Raw genomic sequence first — 16,704 nt, forward strand, 5'->3', positions numbered from 1 at the left:
TCTCCTTGGGCTAGCGGGACATAACGCGGCCAATGTGACGATCCGGTAGCACAGGGTCAATAGCCGGACGCCTCCTCGAGACACACACGGTGGGTCGCCCCTGGAAAGCGAATCGTAGTGTGACGCGAATCACTTCCTCTATCGAAAGGTTTCCTTCCTTTTTGATGCGCCCACCCCGACGCCGAACGTCCACATGAACACCGAGCGTCACCAACCGACAGACATGGGTGCTTACCGCCGCCGGCTCGACACCGGGATCGTCCCACGCGCGGACAGACGCGACACCGTCACACCTGGCCGTTCGCCACTGACGCTCGATCACGCCTCGCACCAAGAGCAAACGGGCGGTCATACCCACGACGAAAACCCAATAAAAATACACCTCCAACTTTCCACCGCAATACACCCTGACAACCGAGAGTAATCAATTTATCACCGATCCGGTGTTACGGTGTTTCTCGAACTGCCAGACATCGGCAACCCCAGAGAGGAATAATTATCTTGGGCGCGAGAAAGAAGGTTTTGCGTCTCGGTGCCACAGCGGGGACGACCGCCCTGATCAGCGCCGCACTGGCCGGTGGCACCGCCCATGCGCAGGATGCCGACCACTGCATCGAGAGCCTCGACACCGGCGAAAAAGAGTGCTTTTCGGAATTCGAGACGGCCATCTCCGCCGCTGAGGAGCGCACCGGAAACACAATCGCCGAACAGAAAAGAATGATGAAGTCCAAGCAGAGCAGCCGGGCTATGACCACCGCGGCCGCAAACGACATCATTCTGGGAACGTTTTTCATTCACGAGCAGTACGGTGGGGCAACGTTCACCCTCTACGGCGACTCGCTGTGCTCCAAAGACGGCCAAATGGAATACGTCTACAACTTCAGTGGCGACTGGGTCGACAGCATCTCCTCTGTCCAACCGTGGGCCAACTGCTGGATCTGGCTCTACCCCGAGCCCGACTTGGGCGGCGACCGCGACGGTCCCTACAAGGAGAACACCCCCTATGTGGGCGACTATATGAACGACCGCACCGAGTCCGTCGGATTTAGCTGATCCCCTCCCCTTCCCCCTCCCGAGAGTTCCCCCGACGAAGGAAACGTGAGCATGCGAAAGCGCTCCTGGTCCGCGCTGGCACTTTCGAGCGCCACCGCCGGACTGGTCGTGCTCGCCGCCGCTCCCGCCGCCGCGGCCGAGCCCACGAACCGCCAACTCCTGGAACAGTGCAACAACGGCACCGACACCTGCGTCTTCCACCCCGACGGCCCACCGCAGTACTACACCGGCCCGGCGCGCCAAGTCGGCGACTCCGTCTACAACTGCACCAACGGTGTACAGCGCTTCAACGTCTCGTGGTCGGACACCACCTCGCAGAGCAACAGCGTCGGGATCGCCATGACCACCGAGGCCGGATTCGGCGAGGCCTTCGCCGTCAGCTACGAACAGTCCTACGAGCACACCTGGAAGACCTCCCACACCGAGAGCCAGACCACCTACGTCGACACCGGCCCTTACCAGGTCGGCTGGGTCGAACGGCAGCCGCGGATGGAACGGGTCAGCGGCACCTACGAGATGCACTTCGGCGACCCCTACTACGGCCACTACATCTGGTACGTCCCCTTCGAGGCCCGGGGACCGGCCTCTGACGGCGCCTCGGAAGCGATCGTGCAGCACAACCGGGATATGACCGATGCGGAAAAGGCGGCGTGCCCATGACGACCCGCAACCGAACCGGCACGCGCGGAAGCGCCAGCGCGGGGGCGGTGGCCGCCACGGCCCTGCTGGCCGCGATACTGCCGGCGGCCCCGGCCGCCGCGGCCGAGCCCACGAACCGCCAACTGCTCGAACAGTGCGGTAACGGCACCGACACCTGCGTCTTCCACCCCGACGGCCCACCGCAGTACTACCAGAACACCAGCGAGGTCGTGGGCAGCCCGGCCTACAACTGCACCGACCGTTCCCAACTGATGTCGGTGACGTGGTCGGACACGGTCTCGGAGTCCAACAGCGTGGGAATCTCGATGAGCGCGACCTTCGGGACGGTCTTCAAGACCACGTTCGAGGCCAGTTACGGCTACGAGTGGAGCGAGTCCCACACCGAGAGCCAGACCACCTACGTGGATGTCCCCGTTGGCCATGTGGGACGGGTCTACTACGGCGCCATGATGCAACGGGTCAGCGGCACCTACGAGATGCACTTCGGCGACCCCTACTACGGCCACTACATCTGGTACGTCCCCTTCGAGGCCACCGGCCCCGCCGAGGACCAGGGCGGCGCGTGGACCCAGTCCACCTCCGTCATGACGGCCCAGGAACGCGCCACCTACTGCGACTGACCTGCCTTCCGCCCCTGACAGGCCGGCCGTGGCACCGCAGCGCCCGCGGCCGGCCCCTCGACGCGACGGGGAATCCTTCCTCACCCGGAGGGAGCGGGCAGGGGGAGCAGGTAGGGGCGCTCGCCGTTCATCAGCGCGCGGAAGTGGCCGACGACGCGAGCCACAGCGGCCGGGTCGCGCAGCAGCACCCCCAGTTCGATGTTGTCGGTGAGCGCGCGTGCGGTGAGGTTGGCGCTGCCGATCAGCGCGGCGGAACGGTCGGCGGCGATGACCTTGGCGTGCAGCGCCGCTCTACCGTCGCCGCCCCTGCGGTGGGCGGGCCAGTGCCAAAAGTGAGCTCGGCGCCGCAGCCGCGCGAACGGGGCGTGGGCGTTGGTGCTTTCCTCCAGCACCAGGTCGATGCGTACGCCGCGGTCGGCGGCGGCGACCAGTTCGGTTACGAGCGGAGAGGTGTGGGAAGCGGCGAAGCTGACGATCAGCACCTCGCGCTGGGCCTGGCGGATGAGTTGGCTCAACACCGCCGTGGTCAGCCGCGCCGGCTGGCCGGCCGAACGGGGGCCGCTGACCACTACGGCGGGCCGGTGACGGCGGGTTCGCTCGGCCATCGTCGCTGCGGCCCGCAGCGCCGCGGCCGCCGCTGCGGCCGGGGTCGCCGGCTCTCCCCGCCATGCGCGCACGATCCGGGCGGCGTCGGCGGCCATACCGTAGCCGGGACGCGCGGCTAGCAGCGCCGCCTCCAGGCCGGGCTCGTCGGGGCCGGCAGCGGCGGCGAGAACGTCGGCCCAGGCGCTCGCGTGCTCGCCGGGGAGCCGGTCGGCGAGGGCGCAGAGCTCTTCGATGAGCCCCGTGTTGGGGGGATCGCTCATTGGACGAAGCCGGTGCCGGCGGGGCCACTGGCGAGCGTGTCGACGACGAGAGCGCGGTCCAAGTAGTGGTTGTTGCGCTCGCACGAGGTCTCGGCGGCGAACATGCAGGCGTGACAGGCCGCACCGTAGAGTCGGGCGTGGTCGTGGGGCTCCTGTTCGGCGCATAGCGGGTCGGAGCTGCACAGCCGGGCCGCCTCCAGCGCCTGCTCGATAAGCGTGTCGAGCCGGTCGGGGTCTTGGCCCAGCGACACCAGACCGCCGAGTGTGCCCTCGCTGTCGGAGGCGGCTGTGTAGAGCAGTACACCCGCCATCGGGTCGTCGCCGTCGCGAGCGTAGACCCGTTCGGCGATCCCGGAGGCGCTGTAGCCCGACTCCAGCGCGAACTCGCGGATGAGCGCGTGGGCGAAGGAGTGCAGCATCAGGTAACGCACGCCGGGCCACCCGCCCGAGTCGAGTCCTCGGGCCAGGCGCCAACGCTGGTGTCCGTCGCGCAGCCGTTTCTCCCGGCGCACCACTTCGGGCCGGCGCTCCCACGCGGCGACCTGCTCCTCGCGGAACCGCAGGAATATCCCCTCGCCGCGCTGTTCGGCGCAGGGCACCCACGTGGGCGATCCGCTCGCCAACGGTGCGATCCGTTTGTCTTCGGTGCTGCGCACCTCGAACTCGGGAGCGCCGATGCGCGTGAAGCCGTAGAGGGCGCTGACCTCGCGCAGCCGGGGTACGAGCGTTACCCGCCGCAGGAACGCGCCGGCCCGGCGGGGGGTGGCGACCCGGGTGGTCGTGAAATCGGGGAGATGCACCTCCTCGTCGCGGGTGAAGGCCTGCCACTCCGGGCCGGCGAGGTCGTCCTCGCCGAGTTCGGGCTCCGAGCCGGCGGTGTCGGAGCGCTGGGCGCGGCGCTGGATCGCGCGCCAGACCTTGGCCAACCCGTGATGCTCCAACTGGGGCCAGCACGGCAGGACCTCCAGCACGGGCCGGGCCTGCTCCTGCGACAGGGAGACCAGCGGTTCCAGCGTCGACCAGTTCTCGGCGAGGGTGTTGTCGAGCGGATCGTCCTCCCGCGGGAGGCTGAACACGCGAATCTGGGTGGGGAACCAACTGTTGGTGGCGCCCAGCGAGAGCGCCCGAGTGGACTGGTCGCAGCCTTCGAAGAGGCTCAGGTGGGGGTGGCGGCCCCGGCAGGCCGGCAGGTTCTTGGCGGCGTTGTCGGGGCCGATGGCCTCGGACATGGCGCGTCCTTGGCCGCAGGCGCACACCACCCGCACGTTGGCCGCCTCACCTGAGGTGCCGGTCTCGACGAGTTTGAGGGTGTGGGGCTGCTCGCCGCCGGGCTCGGGGACGCTGCCGCGGTGGACGAAGAACATCCACGGGAAGTCGTCGAGGTGACCTTTCTCGCAGGCCAGCACGAACCGGGCCGGCACCACGGTGGGGCGGCTGCGCCCCTGGCCGTAACAGTTGTGGACGATGCGGGTCTTGTCGGGACGGTAGGGGGAAAAGATCGGTTGGAACGAGCCGGCGTCGACGGGGCCGAGGTAGTTGCAGTCGCCTTTGGTGCAGCGCAGCCACCGCGGAAACAGCGCGACCGGCACGCCGATGCGGCTCCACTCGTCGTGGACGTTGCGGTGGTTGGGTGGGGTGTAGGGCGGGGTGCGCAAGCTTTCCACCTGCGTTCCGAGTTCGCGGCGTACCGCAGCCAGCAGCCGGGGCTCGGGGATGACGGTGGTGCGGGCCGGGTCCCAGTGGTCGAGCCCGAGGATGGTCACCGACAGGTTGGGCATGTCGGCGATGGCTCCCACACCGAAGGTGTGCAGCAGTTGGCTGGTGCGCAGTTCTCCCACGCGCTGGGGCGGGGTGGTCATTGCTCGCCTCGGTCGTCGGTCTCGGAGGAGGTGTAGGGGATGAAGGGGGGTTCGGCGCCGTCGCCGAGATCCTGGCCCGGATCGAGGACGAGCCGGATGCCGGGTTCGACCTCGCGCAGCGAGGTCGGGCAGGTGGTGGGCTTCCACGGGGCGCCGTCGGGGCTGTCCAGCAGCGCCTGGGCGTCGGTGTTCTTCGGCGGCTCTTTGTAGACCAGCCGCACGCCTTGCTTTCTTCGGCGGGCTTCCCAGACGTCGAGCCGGTTGTCGAGTTCGTCGTGGATATCGCGGGCGGCCTGGCTGCTGCCGGTGACGGTGCGGGCGCGCCGGTCGATCTCGTTGACGATGTGGTCGGCGACCTTGCCGGAGCGGTCGAACATGCGGGCGGCGTCGTTGGGGTTGAGGGCGGTCTCCAGGTTGCGCACGAGGGAGACCAGCACTCCCATCAGGCCGCGGTCGACGGCCCGTGCGGCGAACGGCGTCACCGACAGCGCTTCGACGTGACGGTACATGGTGGCGTGGAAGGCGTGGAAACGCTCGTAGTGGGAGAGGTCGCGCGGGCGCGACCAGTTGTAGACGGTGAACACCAGCCCGGGGGCGCGGCGCCCCACCCGGCTGGTGGCCTGGATGTACTCGGCGGTGGACTTGGGCTGGTTGTTGACCGTCATGACGCCGAGCCGGGCGACGTCGACCCCGACGGCGATCATGTTGGTGGCCAACAGCACGTCGATCGGGCGCTTGGTGCGGTCGGCGGCCGAGACGGCGAGCCGTTCCAGCACGGCGGGGATGTCGTCGGAGCCCAGCCGCGAAGTCAGCTCCGCAGCCCAGGGGGTGCGGCGCCGGGCCAGGCCGCGCTGGTCGGCGCGCCCCAGCCGGGTGGCCACGTCGTCGTCGACTAGGCGGCGCATCCCGCCCAGGTCACGCAGGCTGTTGAAGTAGCCCACCAGGGTCATGTAGGGGTCGGTGACCTCGTTGCCGCCGTAGGTGTCGTGCAGGCGCTGGGCGGCGGCCAGGATCGCGACGAACACCCGGATCTGCACCGACTTGATGCGCACGCCGTGGGCGCATAGGCCGATGTAGCGCCGGCCGTCGCGGCGTTCGGGGGCGCGCTGGCGGGAGAAGAAGTTGTCGGCGGCGTCCAGGCCCTGCGGCGGGAACACGCGGGTGTCGCGGCCGGCGAACAGCGCGCCGATCTGGCGGGTGGCGCGACGCACGGTGGCGGTGGAGGCGATGACTTTGGGCCGCACCTGCACCGTCGCGCCGCTGCCGGGAGCGGTGTAGTCCCAGGAGGCGAGGCGGTCCACCGCGGTCTCGTACAGCCCCACCAGCGACCCCAGGGGGCCGGAGATGAGGTGCAGCTCGTCCTGAACGATCAGGTCGGGCGGACGCAGCGCGGCGGTGGGTTTGACGTGGGCGGCCGGCAGCGACCGAGGACGGGTCTCGGCCTGGTGCTGCGACACCCCGCCGCAGACCTGCTGGTGCAGCTCGCCGGCGAGGTAGCCGTGCCGGGTGCAGACCCGACCCACCCGACCGAATAGCGCCTGGGTCTCGCCCTGCCAGGCGAGCTGGGCGAACTTGTCGACCGTGGCGATGATCAACGAGGGCACCAGCCGGTAGATCTCGTCGTCGACGACGAGGACCGGCAGCCCCTCGCCGCCGCTGGGGTAGGCGCTGAAGGGGCACTCCAGGTCGGGGCAGCGAATGCGGGTGCGCTGCTCGGCGGGGTCGACGTCGATGTCGGAGCCGGAATCGACCGTCGCGCCGCACCAGGGGCAGGTGACCAACTGGTGCGGCGAGCCGTCGGCGCGATTGCCGGCCCCGCCCCGCTGGCTGCGCCGCGCCCGCACCCACTCCTCGGCGGCCTTGGTGCGGTTGGGGGTGACCCTGCCGCCCACCCACAGGCCGATCCGAAACGGCACGCGCCCCCACGTGTCCTCGTCGTCGCGGCGCAGCACCTCGCAGGCGCAGATGAGGGCGGCGGCGCGCTGGAACTGCTGGATGGTCAGCAGCCGCAGCGTGTAGCGCATCAGCACCGCCACACCGGAGCGCCCGCGCACGTCGGCGCCGTCGAGGTCGCCCTGCAACCGCCGGATCGCCAGCGTGTAGGCGGTCAGGCCCAGGTAAGCCTCGGTCTTGCCGCCGCCGGTGGGAAACCACAGCAGGTCGGCGACCCGGCTTTCGGGAGCGGCGCGTTCCTCGTGGGCGGGGTCGGTGAGCGATGGCAGGTTGAGGAGGAGAAACGCGAGCTGGAAGGGGCGCCAACTGCGGTTTCGCGGCGTGTCGAGCTCGGCGGCGACCTCGTCGATGGCGCGGGTGGTGTCACCGCCGCGCGCGGCGGCTGCCAGGGAGTGCACGCGCTGACGGCGCATGGCCTCGTTGGCGAACTGGAAGGCGCGCAGCGCGGCGGGGTCGGTGGCGAGCAGCTCGACGGCGGCCTCGATGCGGTGTGCGGCGCGCTCGGCGTCGGCGAGGTTCTTCTCGGCCTCGGCGCGGTACTCGGCGAGGTGGGCGGCCGGGTCGGTGATGCGGTCGCGCTGCCGGGCGATCCAGGCGCGGTAGCCGGTGACGAGCGGGTCCAGGCCGGCGCGCACGTCACCGGCCTGCATCCGGGCGAGTTCGCTCATGTCGAGGGTGAGGCGGGCCAGCTCGGGCAGGTCGGGGTCCTCCTCGGCGCTGGGCACGTCGGTGTGGGGCAGCTCGTAGCGGGGGACGCTCGCGGTGCGCACCGCGACGGCCCGCATGGGGTCGTCGGGCGCGGGGTCGACCGCCACGGCGGTGCTGTGGCCCACGGCGAACTCGCCGGCGAAGCGGTAGGTCATGGCCAGCCGGCGCTGTTCTTCGCGGTCGAGCTGGTCGCCGCCGGAGGAGTGGTCGGGGCGCGGGACGAACACCGGCGCGGCGCCGTCGGCGGCGGTGGCCCTCAGTTCGGCTTGGAACAGCCACTTCTTCCACTCGCGGTCCTCTCCGGTCTGCCCGTTGACCAGGAACAGGGTGACCAGGGTGTGGCCGGCGAAGGAGCGGACCCGACCGCGCAGGCACACGCCGGGCTGTTCGGGGTCGAGTTCCACGGCGGGGATCTCGCCCTCGGCCAGCGAGATGAGGGTCTGGCCACTTCGGGGGTCGCGGCGGCGCACCTGCTTGCCGGAGCCGTCGTCGGCGGTGGCGTCGACGTAGCGTGCCCAGGTGGCCCGCACGAGCAGCCGCTCGGTGTCGGGGGCCACGGAGGCGGTGAACCCGTGGGCCGAGCAGGACATGCTGGGGGTGGCGGGGGCTTCGGGCTCGGGATCGTCGTCGTCGGGGTCCAGTGCGACCTCGTCACCGCTGTTGAGACCGACTTCGGCGAGGTTGTCCTGCTCCTCGGGGTGGAACACCGCCCCGTTGGGGGCGAGCCGCCCTAGGATGTAGCGGTCGGTGGGGCGCTCGCCGGAGAACTCCTCGTGCTCGTCGCCGCCGATGGGACCGTACAGGTCGGCGACGACCAGCTCCTCCAACTCGGCTCGGATCTCGCGCGCCGAGGGCACTTTCAACACCCGCTGCTCAACCATGAGGGCCACTCTAGGACGCCGCGCCGACACCGGCAGCGCCGACGGCGAACCGGAAAGCGGGAGGCCGACCCGCGTCTCGGGCGCGAACCTATTCAGGTGTGGGCGAGCAGTCGCCCGACGAGGATGTGGACATCGGTCCAGGGGTTTTTGGCAGTGGGGTGGGCCTGCTCTGGGAAGTTCTCGGCGAGCTTGGCCGCCCGGTCGATGGCGTCCCGACGCCGTTGACCGGTGAAGTGGGCGGGGTTGATGTCCTTGTCGGCGGTGTAGCAGCAGTTGAGCCTGCGCATCCGGTCTTGGGCTTGGCCGGTGGTCAGATAGCCCGTGTGCGAACGCTGGTGCAACAGCAGCCACAGTTCGAAGCAGGGGGTGGTCAGGGCACAGCGGATGTTGTTCCTGCGGGCGAGGGCGAGCGCTTCATCGAGGGAGGAGTGCGGCTGGGGAGCCTCGACGTCGAGGACACACCAGACCTCATCGTAGGGTTCTCCCTGGTCGGCTCGCCGCTTACCAGCGCTGTCCTGGCGGATTTTCGCCTTTTTAACCATTTTGAGAGGTTCGCCGGCTTCTCCGTCGATATCGACCTTAAGGCCGGAAAAGCGCAGTTCCCTCTTAATCGCCCTGAAGTAACTGGGAGCGGCATTTTTGTCCTCACAACAGATGAGGAAACGGCGTTTCTCCTGCTTTGTTCCGGTCTTCGGTTGCAGCGAGGACCGCTTTTTCAGTTTTGACCCCACATGGCCATGCTAGCGAGCATGCTCCACGATTTTGCTCGTATCGGGCAGAGACTCTTCCTCGAAGACCGGGACACCGCCAAAGCGTCCGAGGAGGTAACGGCGCAGCACATCGTCTCGGGAATCGCGGACCCCGTACTCGCGTAGGGCGGTGAGTTCGGTGACTCCCTCTTGGCTCTTCTCCGTCAGCCAGACTTGGTCGCGCGTCAGCCGACCGAAGGAACGCCGGTCCAGCAGCGTGACGTCGTGGGTGTTGAACACGAGTTGTGCGCCGTTGGGGTTGGTCGTGGGCTCCTGGAACAGCCGCACTAGCTGGCCGGCGAGGTTGGGGTGCAGCCGCGCGTCGAGTTCGTCGACGATGAGGAGCGTGCCGTGGGTGAGCGTGAAGGCGACGGCACCGATCAACTCCAGCCAGGTACGCGTCCCGCTCGACTCCACGTCGTAGGGCAGCTCCACATCACCGTCCGTCGTCGTGTGCGCGACCCGGATTTCGGGACCGGCTGTGAGTGAGTGCGGGTCCACCAGCTCGGCGTCCTCGGGATGGAGGAGTTTGATCGCTTCGACGAAGTGCGTGGCGGCTTCGGCCGGCATCTCCCGCTGCTTGGAGCGAAGGTCGCTGATGCCCAGATCGGCGAAGCGGATGAGGTCGCGCAACTGCGGCATCTCGCCGCTCTCCAGCAGGTCGAGCGTGAACTGCAACCGCGGGTAGGCGTCGTGTTCGTGGGCGATGCGCAACTGCTGGAACCAGTCGTAGACACGGGTCAGCAGCGGGTGGTTGTTGGCCGCGCCGGCGGAGACGAGCAGGCTGTTGGGCCGCACGGCCTCCCTAGCGAGCCGGCTGAGCTGGCCGTAGCCCTTACGCAGGTGGGGGCCGAAGTCCACCCCGTCCTCTCGGGTGCGCTCGAACAGCCGGCGCGGTCGCCCTTTGGGCCAGGACAGCAGCCACTCCTCGACGATCTCGCGGTCGTCGAGGGCGAAGCCGTACTCGTAGCGCACGCCGTCGATGACCATGTCGAAGGCGAACTCGCTGGACTGCTCGGCCATAGCGGGATCGAGCCGGAACGGTTCCCGCCGGGTGGGCGCGTTGGGCTTCCACCCCTGGTGGGAGGAGAGCACCACTTCGCGGGCGTAGAACATCGAGTGGATCAGCTTGGACTTGCCGGAGGCGTTGGCCCCGAGGACACCGACGACCGGCAGGGCCTGGAAGTGTGTGCCCGGGACATCGCGCACCGCCAGGTCCTCATGCCTGTCTGCGGCGATCAGACTGAGTTCCTGCTCGTCACGGATCGAGGCGAAATTGGCGACCCGGAACCGAAGCAACACGACCGGACTCCTGAAGGTTTACTCTTAACGACCTACCGGAGCGTATACCCGAGGAACGAACTCTTATTGGCGTTTTCGGGAAACTTCTCGGCAGAATCTTCCCAGAACCGCCTCTTGATTGTCTCGACGAAGCGTTCGAAGTGGTCATAGCAGTACGACGGCAGAGGACGACTGGCCGCCCCGCCCACGCGTTAGGCTCTCGCTTCGCCCCGTCGACCTCACCTCAGGACTGGTGCAGCACACACGTCTCAAGGTCGAATCGGGTGTGGGTCACCCGGTCGAGCAGCGGCTTGGCGTGCTCGTACTTGGGTTGCAGCTCCCGGGCGAGTACGACGGTGGCCACCGTGTGCGCCCCGGCCCGCTTGAGGCGGTGGGCCGCCGACTGGGCGCGTGCGCCGGTGACCCAAGTGTCGTCGATCAACAGCACGTTCGCCCCCTCGACACTCGTGGACTCGCCCGAGAGGTCGAACCAGTCGGCGTGGAACGAACGGCTGGCGGTGTCGATGCCGGTGTTGACGACGAGCTCGACGCGGTTGAGCGAGATCTTGGGCGCGAGCAGGACTTGCAGGGGATGGACCGCCTCCGTGTGCTTCGTGCTGGGCACGAAGCACACGTGGGTGAAGCGCTCGATCCCCACGGACTGCTTGACGCAGGTGATGTGGGTCTTGCAGAAGTACCAGAAGAGGGCGTGCAGCCGGCGCCGTGCCGCCTCGTTGCCTCGCAAGGGACGCTTGTACATCACGAGATCCTGGGCGTGCTGCCCGTTGTCGTTGACCCGGTAGGAGATGGGGACGACCGCGTCGGCGAGCACTCCCCCGGAGCTGTTCCGGGCTTCCACGCAGCGCCAGCAGCGGGAGAGCTCGACCGGCACGGCGCCGTAGCAGACCTCGCAGGCTCCCGCGGCGGCGGGAAGCGCAGCGTGCAGGTAGTTGACCTGCACCGCCACCTGGTGACGGATGATCTCCCAGGAACTCTCACCAGGCAATGTCGACGGCCTCGTGCAGATCCTCGGGGGTCAGCTCGGCTTCCCGGATCAGGGCGTCGACCGTGGCGGCGAGCTGATCGAGGCTGTCGACCACGTGCACGCCGGGGAATTCGGCGTAACGACGCGCCCACTCGTTGACCAGCAGCTCGCGCGGAAAGATCACGGGACGTCCGTGTTGCAAGGCGAAGCGGGCCTGGATACGGGCGCCGCTGTGCTCACCGGCCTCCACGACGACGGTGGCGGTGGCATAACCGCTCATCACAGCGTTGCGCATGGGGAAGCTGCGCTTGGACGGCGGGGCGTCGGGCAGGAACTGGCTCAGCAGCATGCCGCGCCGCGCGATCGTCTCGTGCAACTCCCGGTTCTGCTTGGGGTAACAGCGGTTGATCCCGGTGCCCAGGACGGCGACGGTGCGCCCGCCGTGGGCGAGGGCGGCGGTGTGGGCGGCGGTGTCGATGCCGAGGGCCAGACCGCTGACCACGGTGATGCCGCGCGAGGCGAGCATGCCGGCGATGTTCTCGGCGATCTCCAGCCCGCGCTGGGACGCTTTGCGCGATCCCACGACAGCGATTGCGTGGGCATCAGAGCGCAGTTCACCCCAGGTGAAGACTATGGGGGGCATCTCGTGGATCTCGCGCAGCCGCGCCGGGTACTCCTCGTCGAGGAAGCTGAGGACCCGCACGCCACGCTTCTCGCAGTCGGCCAGCAGATCGTGGGCGGCCGTGACCTCGGTCGGCGGCTCAGCAGCCGAAAACAACGCCTCTTGGGGGGCTGGTTGGCGCTGCAACACGGTTACGGCGCTACCGGCCTCCATCACGGTCTCGGTAATGGTCCGCCATCGCGAGCCTTCGCGCAGCAGCAGTGCCACCATCGCGGTCCGCTCGTCGATCTGCTGCATGCGTCCGATCGTAGAAGCTCGCCGCCCCCTGCCCAACTCCGACATCGCGACCGCCCTTACAACGGTGTGACCTTACACCGGTTTCCGGTGATGTACTTACCGATATCCACAATAGAACACACGTTCTAACGATGATCTTGTGGTCTACCGTACAGAGGGCTGCGGGAGCGAGAGGAGAAGGAGAGACGGCTCGGTGCTCGCGAGAAGCCGGGGCGACGACAGAAGCAGTCCTAGCGGGGCCAGGTTCTGTTCTTTGGAGGGACGGCCGGGGCCGGCGGTGGGCGCACGCGGGCGAGCGCGCCCGCTATCAGCCCACGCGGGCTGCCGAGATCGCGCAGCGATCGAGGCACGAGCGGACGACGAACACCCCACAGCCCCACTCCAGCCGCTCAAAAAACAGAACCCAGGGCGCTAACCACAGAGCAACTCCATGAGTTCCTGCGCGCTCATGCCCGCGGTTTCCGCAGCGGTGCCACTGCCGTACAGCCTCCACGCCATACGCTGCTCCCGCGTCTGCGCGCCCGCCACCCGCACAGGCACAGTGCGCCGTCCTCACCTTCAGCAACGTCGGCCTCGCCACCTTCGTACCATCCGACCTTGTCGCGAAGCTCGGCCGAGATCGTGACCTGCCCCTTGTTGTCGATCCGCACCCTCACTCCTCCGTATTACGTCTATTACGCAATACTGGCTGTCTCCGATGTGGTGAGAAGGCACACGAGCCGCGGGCGAAAGACACGTCGCAAGCCCGGTGAGGCGGAACCACACGCGGTTGCCTTGGCGACGGGACCGCAACTCCGGAGGGTGATTGACGAATAGCCTTCATTTGCCGACAGAAGGGAAGATCCGCCACATTGGTCAAGATTAATTAGCAGCAGGTCAAAACCCTTCGACTCATCTCAAGCAGCCGTGGCGAAACAAGGCGCCCCGACCGGGGATAGCTGGCATTCGATCCCCGAAACATCTCAATTAGCGACATACCACCTGCCCAGAACTTGGGAAGCATTCTTGAAACATTGCGCGACGAACGACCCCAGTTGACCGCAGTTCGCCTTACGTTTCCGGAACTGCTAAGAAAGACCCGTGCAACTCCCCATGTCGAAGGCTCAGATCGGTAGACTCGGCCAACGACTGATCCGTTCAGAGACTCCTTCCGAGGAGGACATCGCCGCCCTCCGGGAGCTACTTTTAGTGTACTCCCAGATGTTGGCCGAGACAGTTGAGTTTGTAACCTCAAGGCTGGAGCTGCTGCCGAGCTCTCGAACGAAGACGGAAGAGACGATCCTGGAGAAGCTACGCCGCGGTGGCGGCCGTTGGCTACGGGACGTTCAGGACCTAGCCGGTATGCGCTTTGTCTTTGAGGGAGACCTCAAAGAACAGGACAGGCTGGTTGAACAGGTTTCAGGATTGTTTATCGACTGTCCGAAACCCGTAAGGGTTATTGACCGCCGCAACGAGCCCAGTCACGGCTACCGAGCTGTCCACGTAATCGCGTTTCCTCACGGTATACCTGTCGAGATTCAGATACGCACATTGCTACAGCACGAGTGGGCGGAGACATTCGAGAAGCTCGCCGACCTCGCCGGCAGAGGCATACGGTATGGGGACAATCCTTCTCACATGGTTGTTCATAGTGCTAGTGCTTCTTTGTGGATTGCTGCGCCGGTTGATGATCCACGCGCACCAGCCATGCGCGCGGCCGCTCCACCGGGTAGCAGGCTGGCGATTGAAAGCATGCGGGAACTCGCGGCGCTGATCGCGGATCATGAAGAGCGGTGCACGGAGAGACCCGACGACGTAGAGCTGTCGCAGGCTACACTGGAGTTCCAGGAGACGCTGAGCACATTCAAACAGATGTTGATCGGCCTAGCCTCATCACCTCCGGACGAGTAGGGGACATGGTGAAGAACTTCCTGCTGGTCTACGACCGCCGCCGGGGAGAACTTCTTCGCGAGGAGGAGTTCAGTGACCCCCGGGAAGCGATGATGGCCAGGTTTGATGCTGAGGACAAGTTCCGGGGCACAGGACGCAACGTCGAGATCGTCGTGCTGGGGGCGCAGTCCCGCGAGGACCTGCTGCGTACTCACGGCCGTTACTTCTCCACAGCGAGCCAACTGGTCGACAGGCTCTCCAGCTCGCTGAAGATCACACCTGCTTGAGCGGAGCGTCGACGCTCAGGGGCGGCCCATAGCGAACGTACTCAGCGGGCGCCGGGGAGAGCGGAAGACTCCCTGCCCTTGCCGACAACGCTTCGGCGAGTGCCTTAGTCGGCGGGAACATGCCGTTGGCCGCACTGCTCGGCGTCTTCACAGAACCGGTTCCACGAGCGGTTGGAGCCCATCGGCGAACCGAGGTCCTCCTCATTCGCGATGACGCTGAAGACCTTCGGAGCGTCCGACTCGCTGTACCTTCGTCCCCCCTTCTTGGGAACGTCCTGCATCAGCACCTTCTTCGGGTCGGCGATCTTGCCGGTATCTTTTCCCCTGAAGCGCACCGGAACCTGCCACGTTGACACCACGCTGCGCAGCGCGTGGGGGAAGAGCAGCAGCCACGCCTCCATCTCAGCTACCGCCAGCACGTAGTGGGCGCTGCCGAGATGGGCGTGCAGCTCGCGTTCCACCTTCTCGTGTACGGCCAGATAGTTTTCGCTGTCCACTCCGTCGAGATCCTCGTGGACGAACACGCACGCCACCTCGGTGTTCTCGCGCTGCGCGCGGGCTTTGATCTTGCCGGCCAGTGTCTTGACCCGTTGGGAGAGCCGGCTGCCGGTGGCTTGACGCAGCCGCACATCATCGCTGATCTCCACGATCCGACCGCTCATGTGCGGACAGATCGCTTCGAGGAGGGCGCGCAGGCTCTGCCGGTCGTTGCGGTCTTCCCCCGCCACCACGACCACCGGTTTCTTGACCGCTTTCCTGCGGGTACCGCCGCGAGGGCTCACAGATCCCCTCCCAGCGCCCCGGAGAACCACAGCTCCCCCAAAGGCAGCCCTTCGCTGGCGGTCACGATCCGTTCCATCTCGCGTGCGGAGAGCGCGGGAATGTCGGAGGCGCCGTCGTCGCCGCGTTGGCAGACCACGAGTTCCGTGGGGCGCAGCCTGTCGGCGAGGGCAGGCGAATGCGTGGCGATGAGGAACTGGGTGTGCTCGCTGGCTTGGCGGACCCGTTCCACGAGCATCTCCAGCGCCTGCGGATGCAACCCGTGGTCGATCTCCTCAATGCAGGTCAGCGCGGGCGGCTGCGGATCGTAGAGCAAAGCGAGCAGCCCGAGGAGCCGGATCGTTCCGAAGGAGGCGTCGGCGAGTTCGGTGCTGCCGCGCAGCCCGTCCTCTTCCAGCACGACGATGACCTCGCGCGCCGCGCCGGAGGGAAAGCGGAAGTCGACGGCGCGCAACCCCGGCAGTACCCGCCTGGCGTCCTCCTCAAGGCGCTGCCAGGCGTCCTCGTCCCTGCTGCGCAGCGACAGCAGGAACGCGGCGAGGTTGGCCGCATCGTCGTCGAGCTTTTCATTGTCGGTTCGGGGAAACCGTGAGGGCGAACGCGCGAAGTCGACGTTGACGTCGAAAACCCGGAAGGAGGCGAGTTGCTCGGCCAGTGCCGCCACTTCAGCGCCGCCGGCGTCGTCGCTGAGCCGGGGGAGGGTCGACAGACCGCTGCTGAGCCGACGCAGACCGATCGAATGCTTTGTCTCTCCCTGGCTTTGCCTTTGGTCCACGACGTTGGCTTGCTCACCGCTGATCGTGATCCGCCGCCCCCGGCCCTGGGTCCGTTTGAACTGGAAGCTCTCCCTGCGCGAGAGGGAGACGCTGTCGCCTTTGGCTCGGCGGGTGATCCGCAGATCGTACTCGTCGGGCGCGCTCGCACTGCTGTAGCTGGTCCAGGTGGCTTGTAGCTTGATCCTGATGGACGGTGGGGTTCTCTCGCCGCCTCGAAACACCGTTCCGTCGAACCCGCCTCGGGCGTCGAGCGCGGGCTCGATGTCGGTGCGGATGATGTCGGCGAGGAACCGGAACACGTCAAGCACGTTGGTCTTTCCCGCACCGTTGGGGCCGACCAGCACGTTGAGCGGTCCGAGTGGGATCTTGACCTTGCGCAGACTCCGGAAGTTCTCGACTTCGAGTTGCAGCAGCCGCTTCTGCATAGGACCAGCATCCCATCTGATCGATCGCTGCGC

General features: G+C 67.2%; 15 protein-coding genes. 5 read left to right on the forward strand and 10 right to left on the reverse strand.

What is annotated here, in order from left to right; all coding sequences use genetic code 11:
- The first annotated feature begins 501 nt into the window (after window positions 1-501).
- From ABD848_RS02020 to ABD848_RS02030, 3 genes are read left to right on the forward strand one after another with little or no spacing between them, the layout of a single operon-like run.
- Window positions 502-1,053 (forward strand): hypothetical protein, encoded by a 552-nt coding sequence (locus tag ABD848_RS02020; protein ID WP_344966622.1) that lies wholly within the window; start codon window positions 502-504, stop codon window positions 1,051-1,053.
- Window positions 1,054-1,104: 51 nt separating this feature from the next.
- Window positions 1,105-1,713, forward strand: a complete 609-nt coding sequence (locus ABD848_RS02025) for a hypothetical protein (protein ID WP_344966733.1) — start codon at window positions 1,105-1,107, stop codon at window positions 1,711-1,713.
- A complete protein-coding gene (locus tag ABD848_RS02030) occupies window positions 1,710-2,333 on the forward strand; it encodes a hypothetical protein (protein ID WP_344966623.1) in 624 nt (207 codons plus the stop codon). Before ABD848_RS02025 ends, ABD848_RS02030 begins: the two co-directional genes overlap by 4 nt.
- 80 nt (window positions 2,334-2,413) lie before the next feature.
- Here ABD848_RS02030 and drmC read toward each other — a convergent pair whose 3' ends face one another.
- The 8 genes from drmC to ABD848_RS24955 all read right to left on the reverse strand — a co-directional run bounded on the left by drmC (window position 2,414) and on the right by ABD848_RS24955 (window position 13,190).
- The gene (gene drmC / locus ABD848_RS02035) at window positions 2,414-3,199 is read right to left on the reverse strand and encodes a DISARM system phospholipase D-like protein DrmC (RefSeq protein ID WP_344966625.1); all 786 of its coding nucleotides are present in this window, start codon (window positions 3,197-3,199) and stop codon (window positions 2,414-2,416) included.
- Window positions 3,196-5,058 carry a DUF1998 domain-containing protein gene (locus ABD848_RS02040; RefSeq protein ID WP_344966627.1) on the reverse strand — a complete coding sequence of 621 codons (1,863 nt, stop codon included), beginning with the start codon at window positions 5,056-5,058 and terminating at the stop codon, window positions 3,196-3,198. The genes drmC and ABD848_RS02040 overlap by 4 nt, the downstream gene beginning before the upstream one ends.
- Complete coding sequence (gene drmA, locus ABD848_RS02045; protein WP_344966629.1) at window positions 5,055-8,600, reverse strand: DISARM system helicase DrmA; 3,546 nt, start codon at window positions 8,598-8,600, stop codon at window positions 5,055-5,057. Before drmA ends, ABD848_RS02040 begins: the two co-directional genes overlap by 4 nt.
- Before the next feature lie 92 nt (window positions 8,601-8,692).
- The gene (locus ABD848_RS02050) at window positions 8,693-9,331 is read right to left on the reverse strand and encodes an RloB family protein (RefSeq protein WP_344966631.1); all 639 of its coding nucleotides are present in this window, start codon (window positions 9,329-9,331) and stop codon (window positions 8,693-8,695) included.
- 9 nt (window positions 9,332-9,340) lie between these two features.
- Window positions 9,341-10,651: an AAA family ATPase gene (locus ABD848_RS02055; protein ID WP_344966633.1), complete on the reverse strand. Its 1,311-nt coding sequence runs from the start codon at window positions 10,649-10,651 to the stop codon at window positions 9,341-9,343.
- 223 nt (window positions 10,652-10,874) lie between these two features.
- On the reverse strand, window positions 10,875-11,636 hold the full coding sequence (locus tag ABD848_RS02060) for a phosphoribosyltransferase (protein ID WP_344966635.1): 762 nt from the start codon (window positions 11,634-11,636) through the stop codon (window positions 10,875-10,877).
- Complete coding sequence (locus ABD848_RS02065) at window positions 11,626-12,534, reverse strand: DNA-processing protein DprA (protein WP_344966637.1); 909 nt, start codon at window positions 12,532-12,534, stop codon at window positions 11,626-11,628. Before ABD848_RS02065 ends, ABD848_RS02060 begins: the two co-directional genes overlap by 11 nt.
- Window positions 12,535-12,980: 446 nt before the next feature.
- Window positions 12,981-13,190, reverse strand: coding sequence for an AbrB/MazE/SpoVT family DNA-binding domain-containing protein (locus ABD848_RS24955; RefSeq protein WP_425567380.1), 210 nt, complete (start codon window positions 13,188-13,190; stop codon window positions 12,981-12,983).
- A 424-nt stretch (window positions 13,191-13,614) separates the two neighbouring features.
- Here ABD848_RS24955 and ABD848_RS02070 point away from each other — a divergent pair, with 424 nt between their 5' ends.
- Together ABD848_RS02070 and ABD848_RS02075 are read left to right on the forward strand one after the other, a co-directional pair.
- The gene (locus tag ABD848_RS02070) at window positions 13,615-14,424 is read left to right on the forward strand and encodes a nucleotidyltransferase family protein (protein WP_344966639.1); all 810 of its coding nucleotides are present in this window, start codon (window positions 13,615-13,617) and stop codon (window positions 14,422-14,424) included.
- 5 nt (window positions 14,425-14,429) lie between these two features.
- A complete protein-coding gene (locus ABD848_RS02075; RefSeq protein ID WP_344966641.1) occupies window positions 14,430-14,690 on the forward strand; it encodes a hypothetical protein in 261 nt (86 codons plus the stop codon).
- 104 nt (window positions 14,691-14,794) lie between these two features.
- Here the strand turns inward: ABD848_RS02075 and ABD848_RS02080 are convergent, their stop codons facing one another.
- Both ABD848_RS02080 and ABD848_RS02085 read right to left on the reverse strand, forming a co-directional pair.
- Window positions 14,795-15,472 (reverse strand): hypothetical protein, encoded by a 678-nt coding sequence (locus tag ABD848_RS02080; protein WP_344966643.1) that lies wholly within the window; start codon window positions 15,470-15,472, stop codon window positions 14,795-14,797.
- Window positions 15,469-16,671 carry an AAA family ATPase gene (locus tag ABD848_RS02085; RefSeq protein WP_344966645.1) on the reverse strand — a complete coding sequence of 401 codons (1,203 nt, stop codon included), beginning with the start codon at window positions 16,669-16,671 and terminating at the stop codon, window positions 15,469-15,471. The genes ABD848_RS02080 and ABD848_RS02085 overlap by 4 nt, the downstream gene beginning before the upstream one ends.
- Window positions 16,672-16,704: the final 33 nt, after the last annotated feature.

This window comes from Salinactinospora qingdaonensis, assembly GCF_039539445.1.
Taxonomy (GTDB): domain Bacteria; phylum Actinomycetota; class Actinomycetes; order Streptosporangiales; family Streptosporangiaceae; genus Salinactinospora; species Salinactinospora qingdaonensis.

Excerpts from the sequence above, each read along its gene's own strand:
- ABD848_RS02085 (WP_344966645.1), bottom strand. The coding sequence starts at position 16,671 with ATGCAGAAGCGGCTGCTGCAACTCGAAGTCGAGAACTTCCGGAGTCTG.
- ABD848_RS02030 (WP_344966623.1), top strand. The coding sequence starts at position 1,710 with ATGACGACCCGCAACCGAACCGGCACGCGCGGAAGCGCCAGCGCGGGG.
- ABD848_RS02065 (WP_344966637.1), bottom strand. The coding sequence starts at position 12,534 with ATGCAGCAGATCGACGAGCGGACCGCGATGGTGGCACTGCTGCTGCGC.
- drmA (WP_344966629.1), bottom strand. The coding sequence starts at position 8,600 with ATGGTTGAGCAGCGGGTGTTGAAAGTGCCCTCGGCGCGCGAGATCCGA.
- ABD848_RS02040 (WP_344966627.1), bottom strand. The coding sequence starts at position 5,058 with ATGACCACCCCGCCCCAGCGCGTGGGAGAACTGCGCACCAGCCAACTG.
- ABD848_RS02025 (WP_344966733.1), top strand. The coding sequence starts at position 1,105 with ATGCGAAAGCGCTCCTGGTCCGCGCTGGCACTTTCGAGCGCCACCGCC.
- ABD848_RS02075 (WP_344966641.1), top strand. The coding sequence starts at position 14,430 with ATGGTGAAGAACTTCCTGCTGGTCTACGACCGCCGCCGGGGAGAACTT.
- drmC (WP_344966625.1), bottom strand. The coding sequence starts at position 3,199 with ATGAGCGATCCCCCCAACACGGGGCTCATCGAAGAGCTCTGCGCCCTC.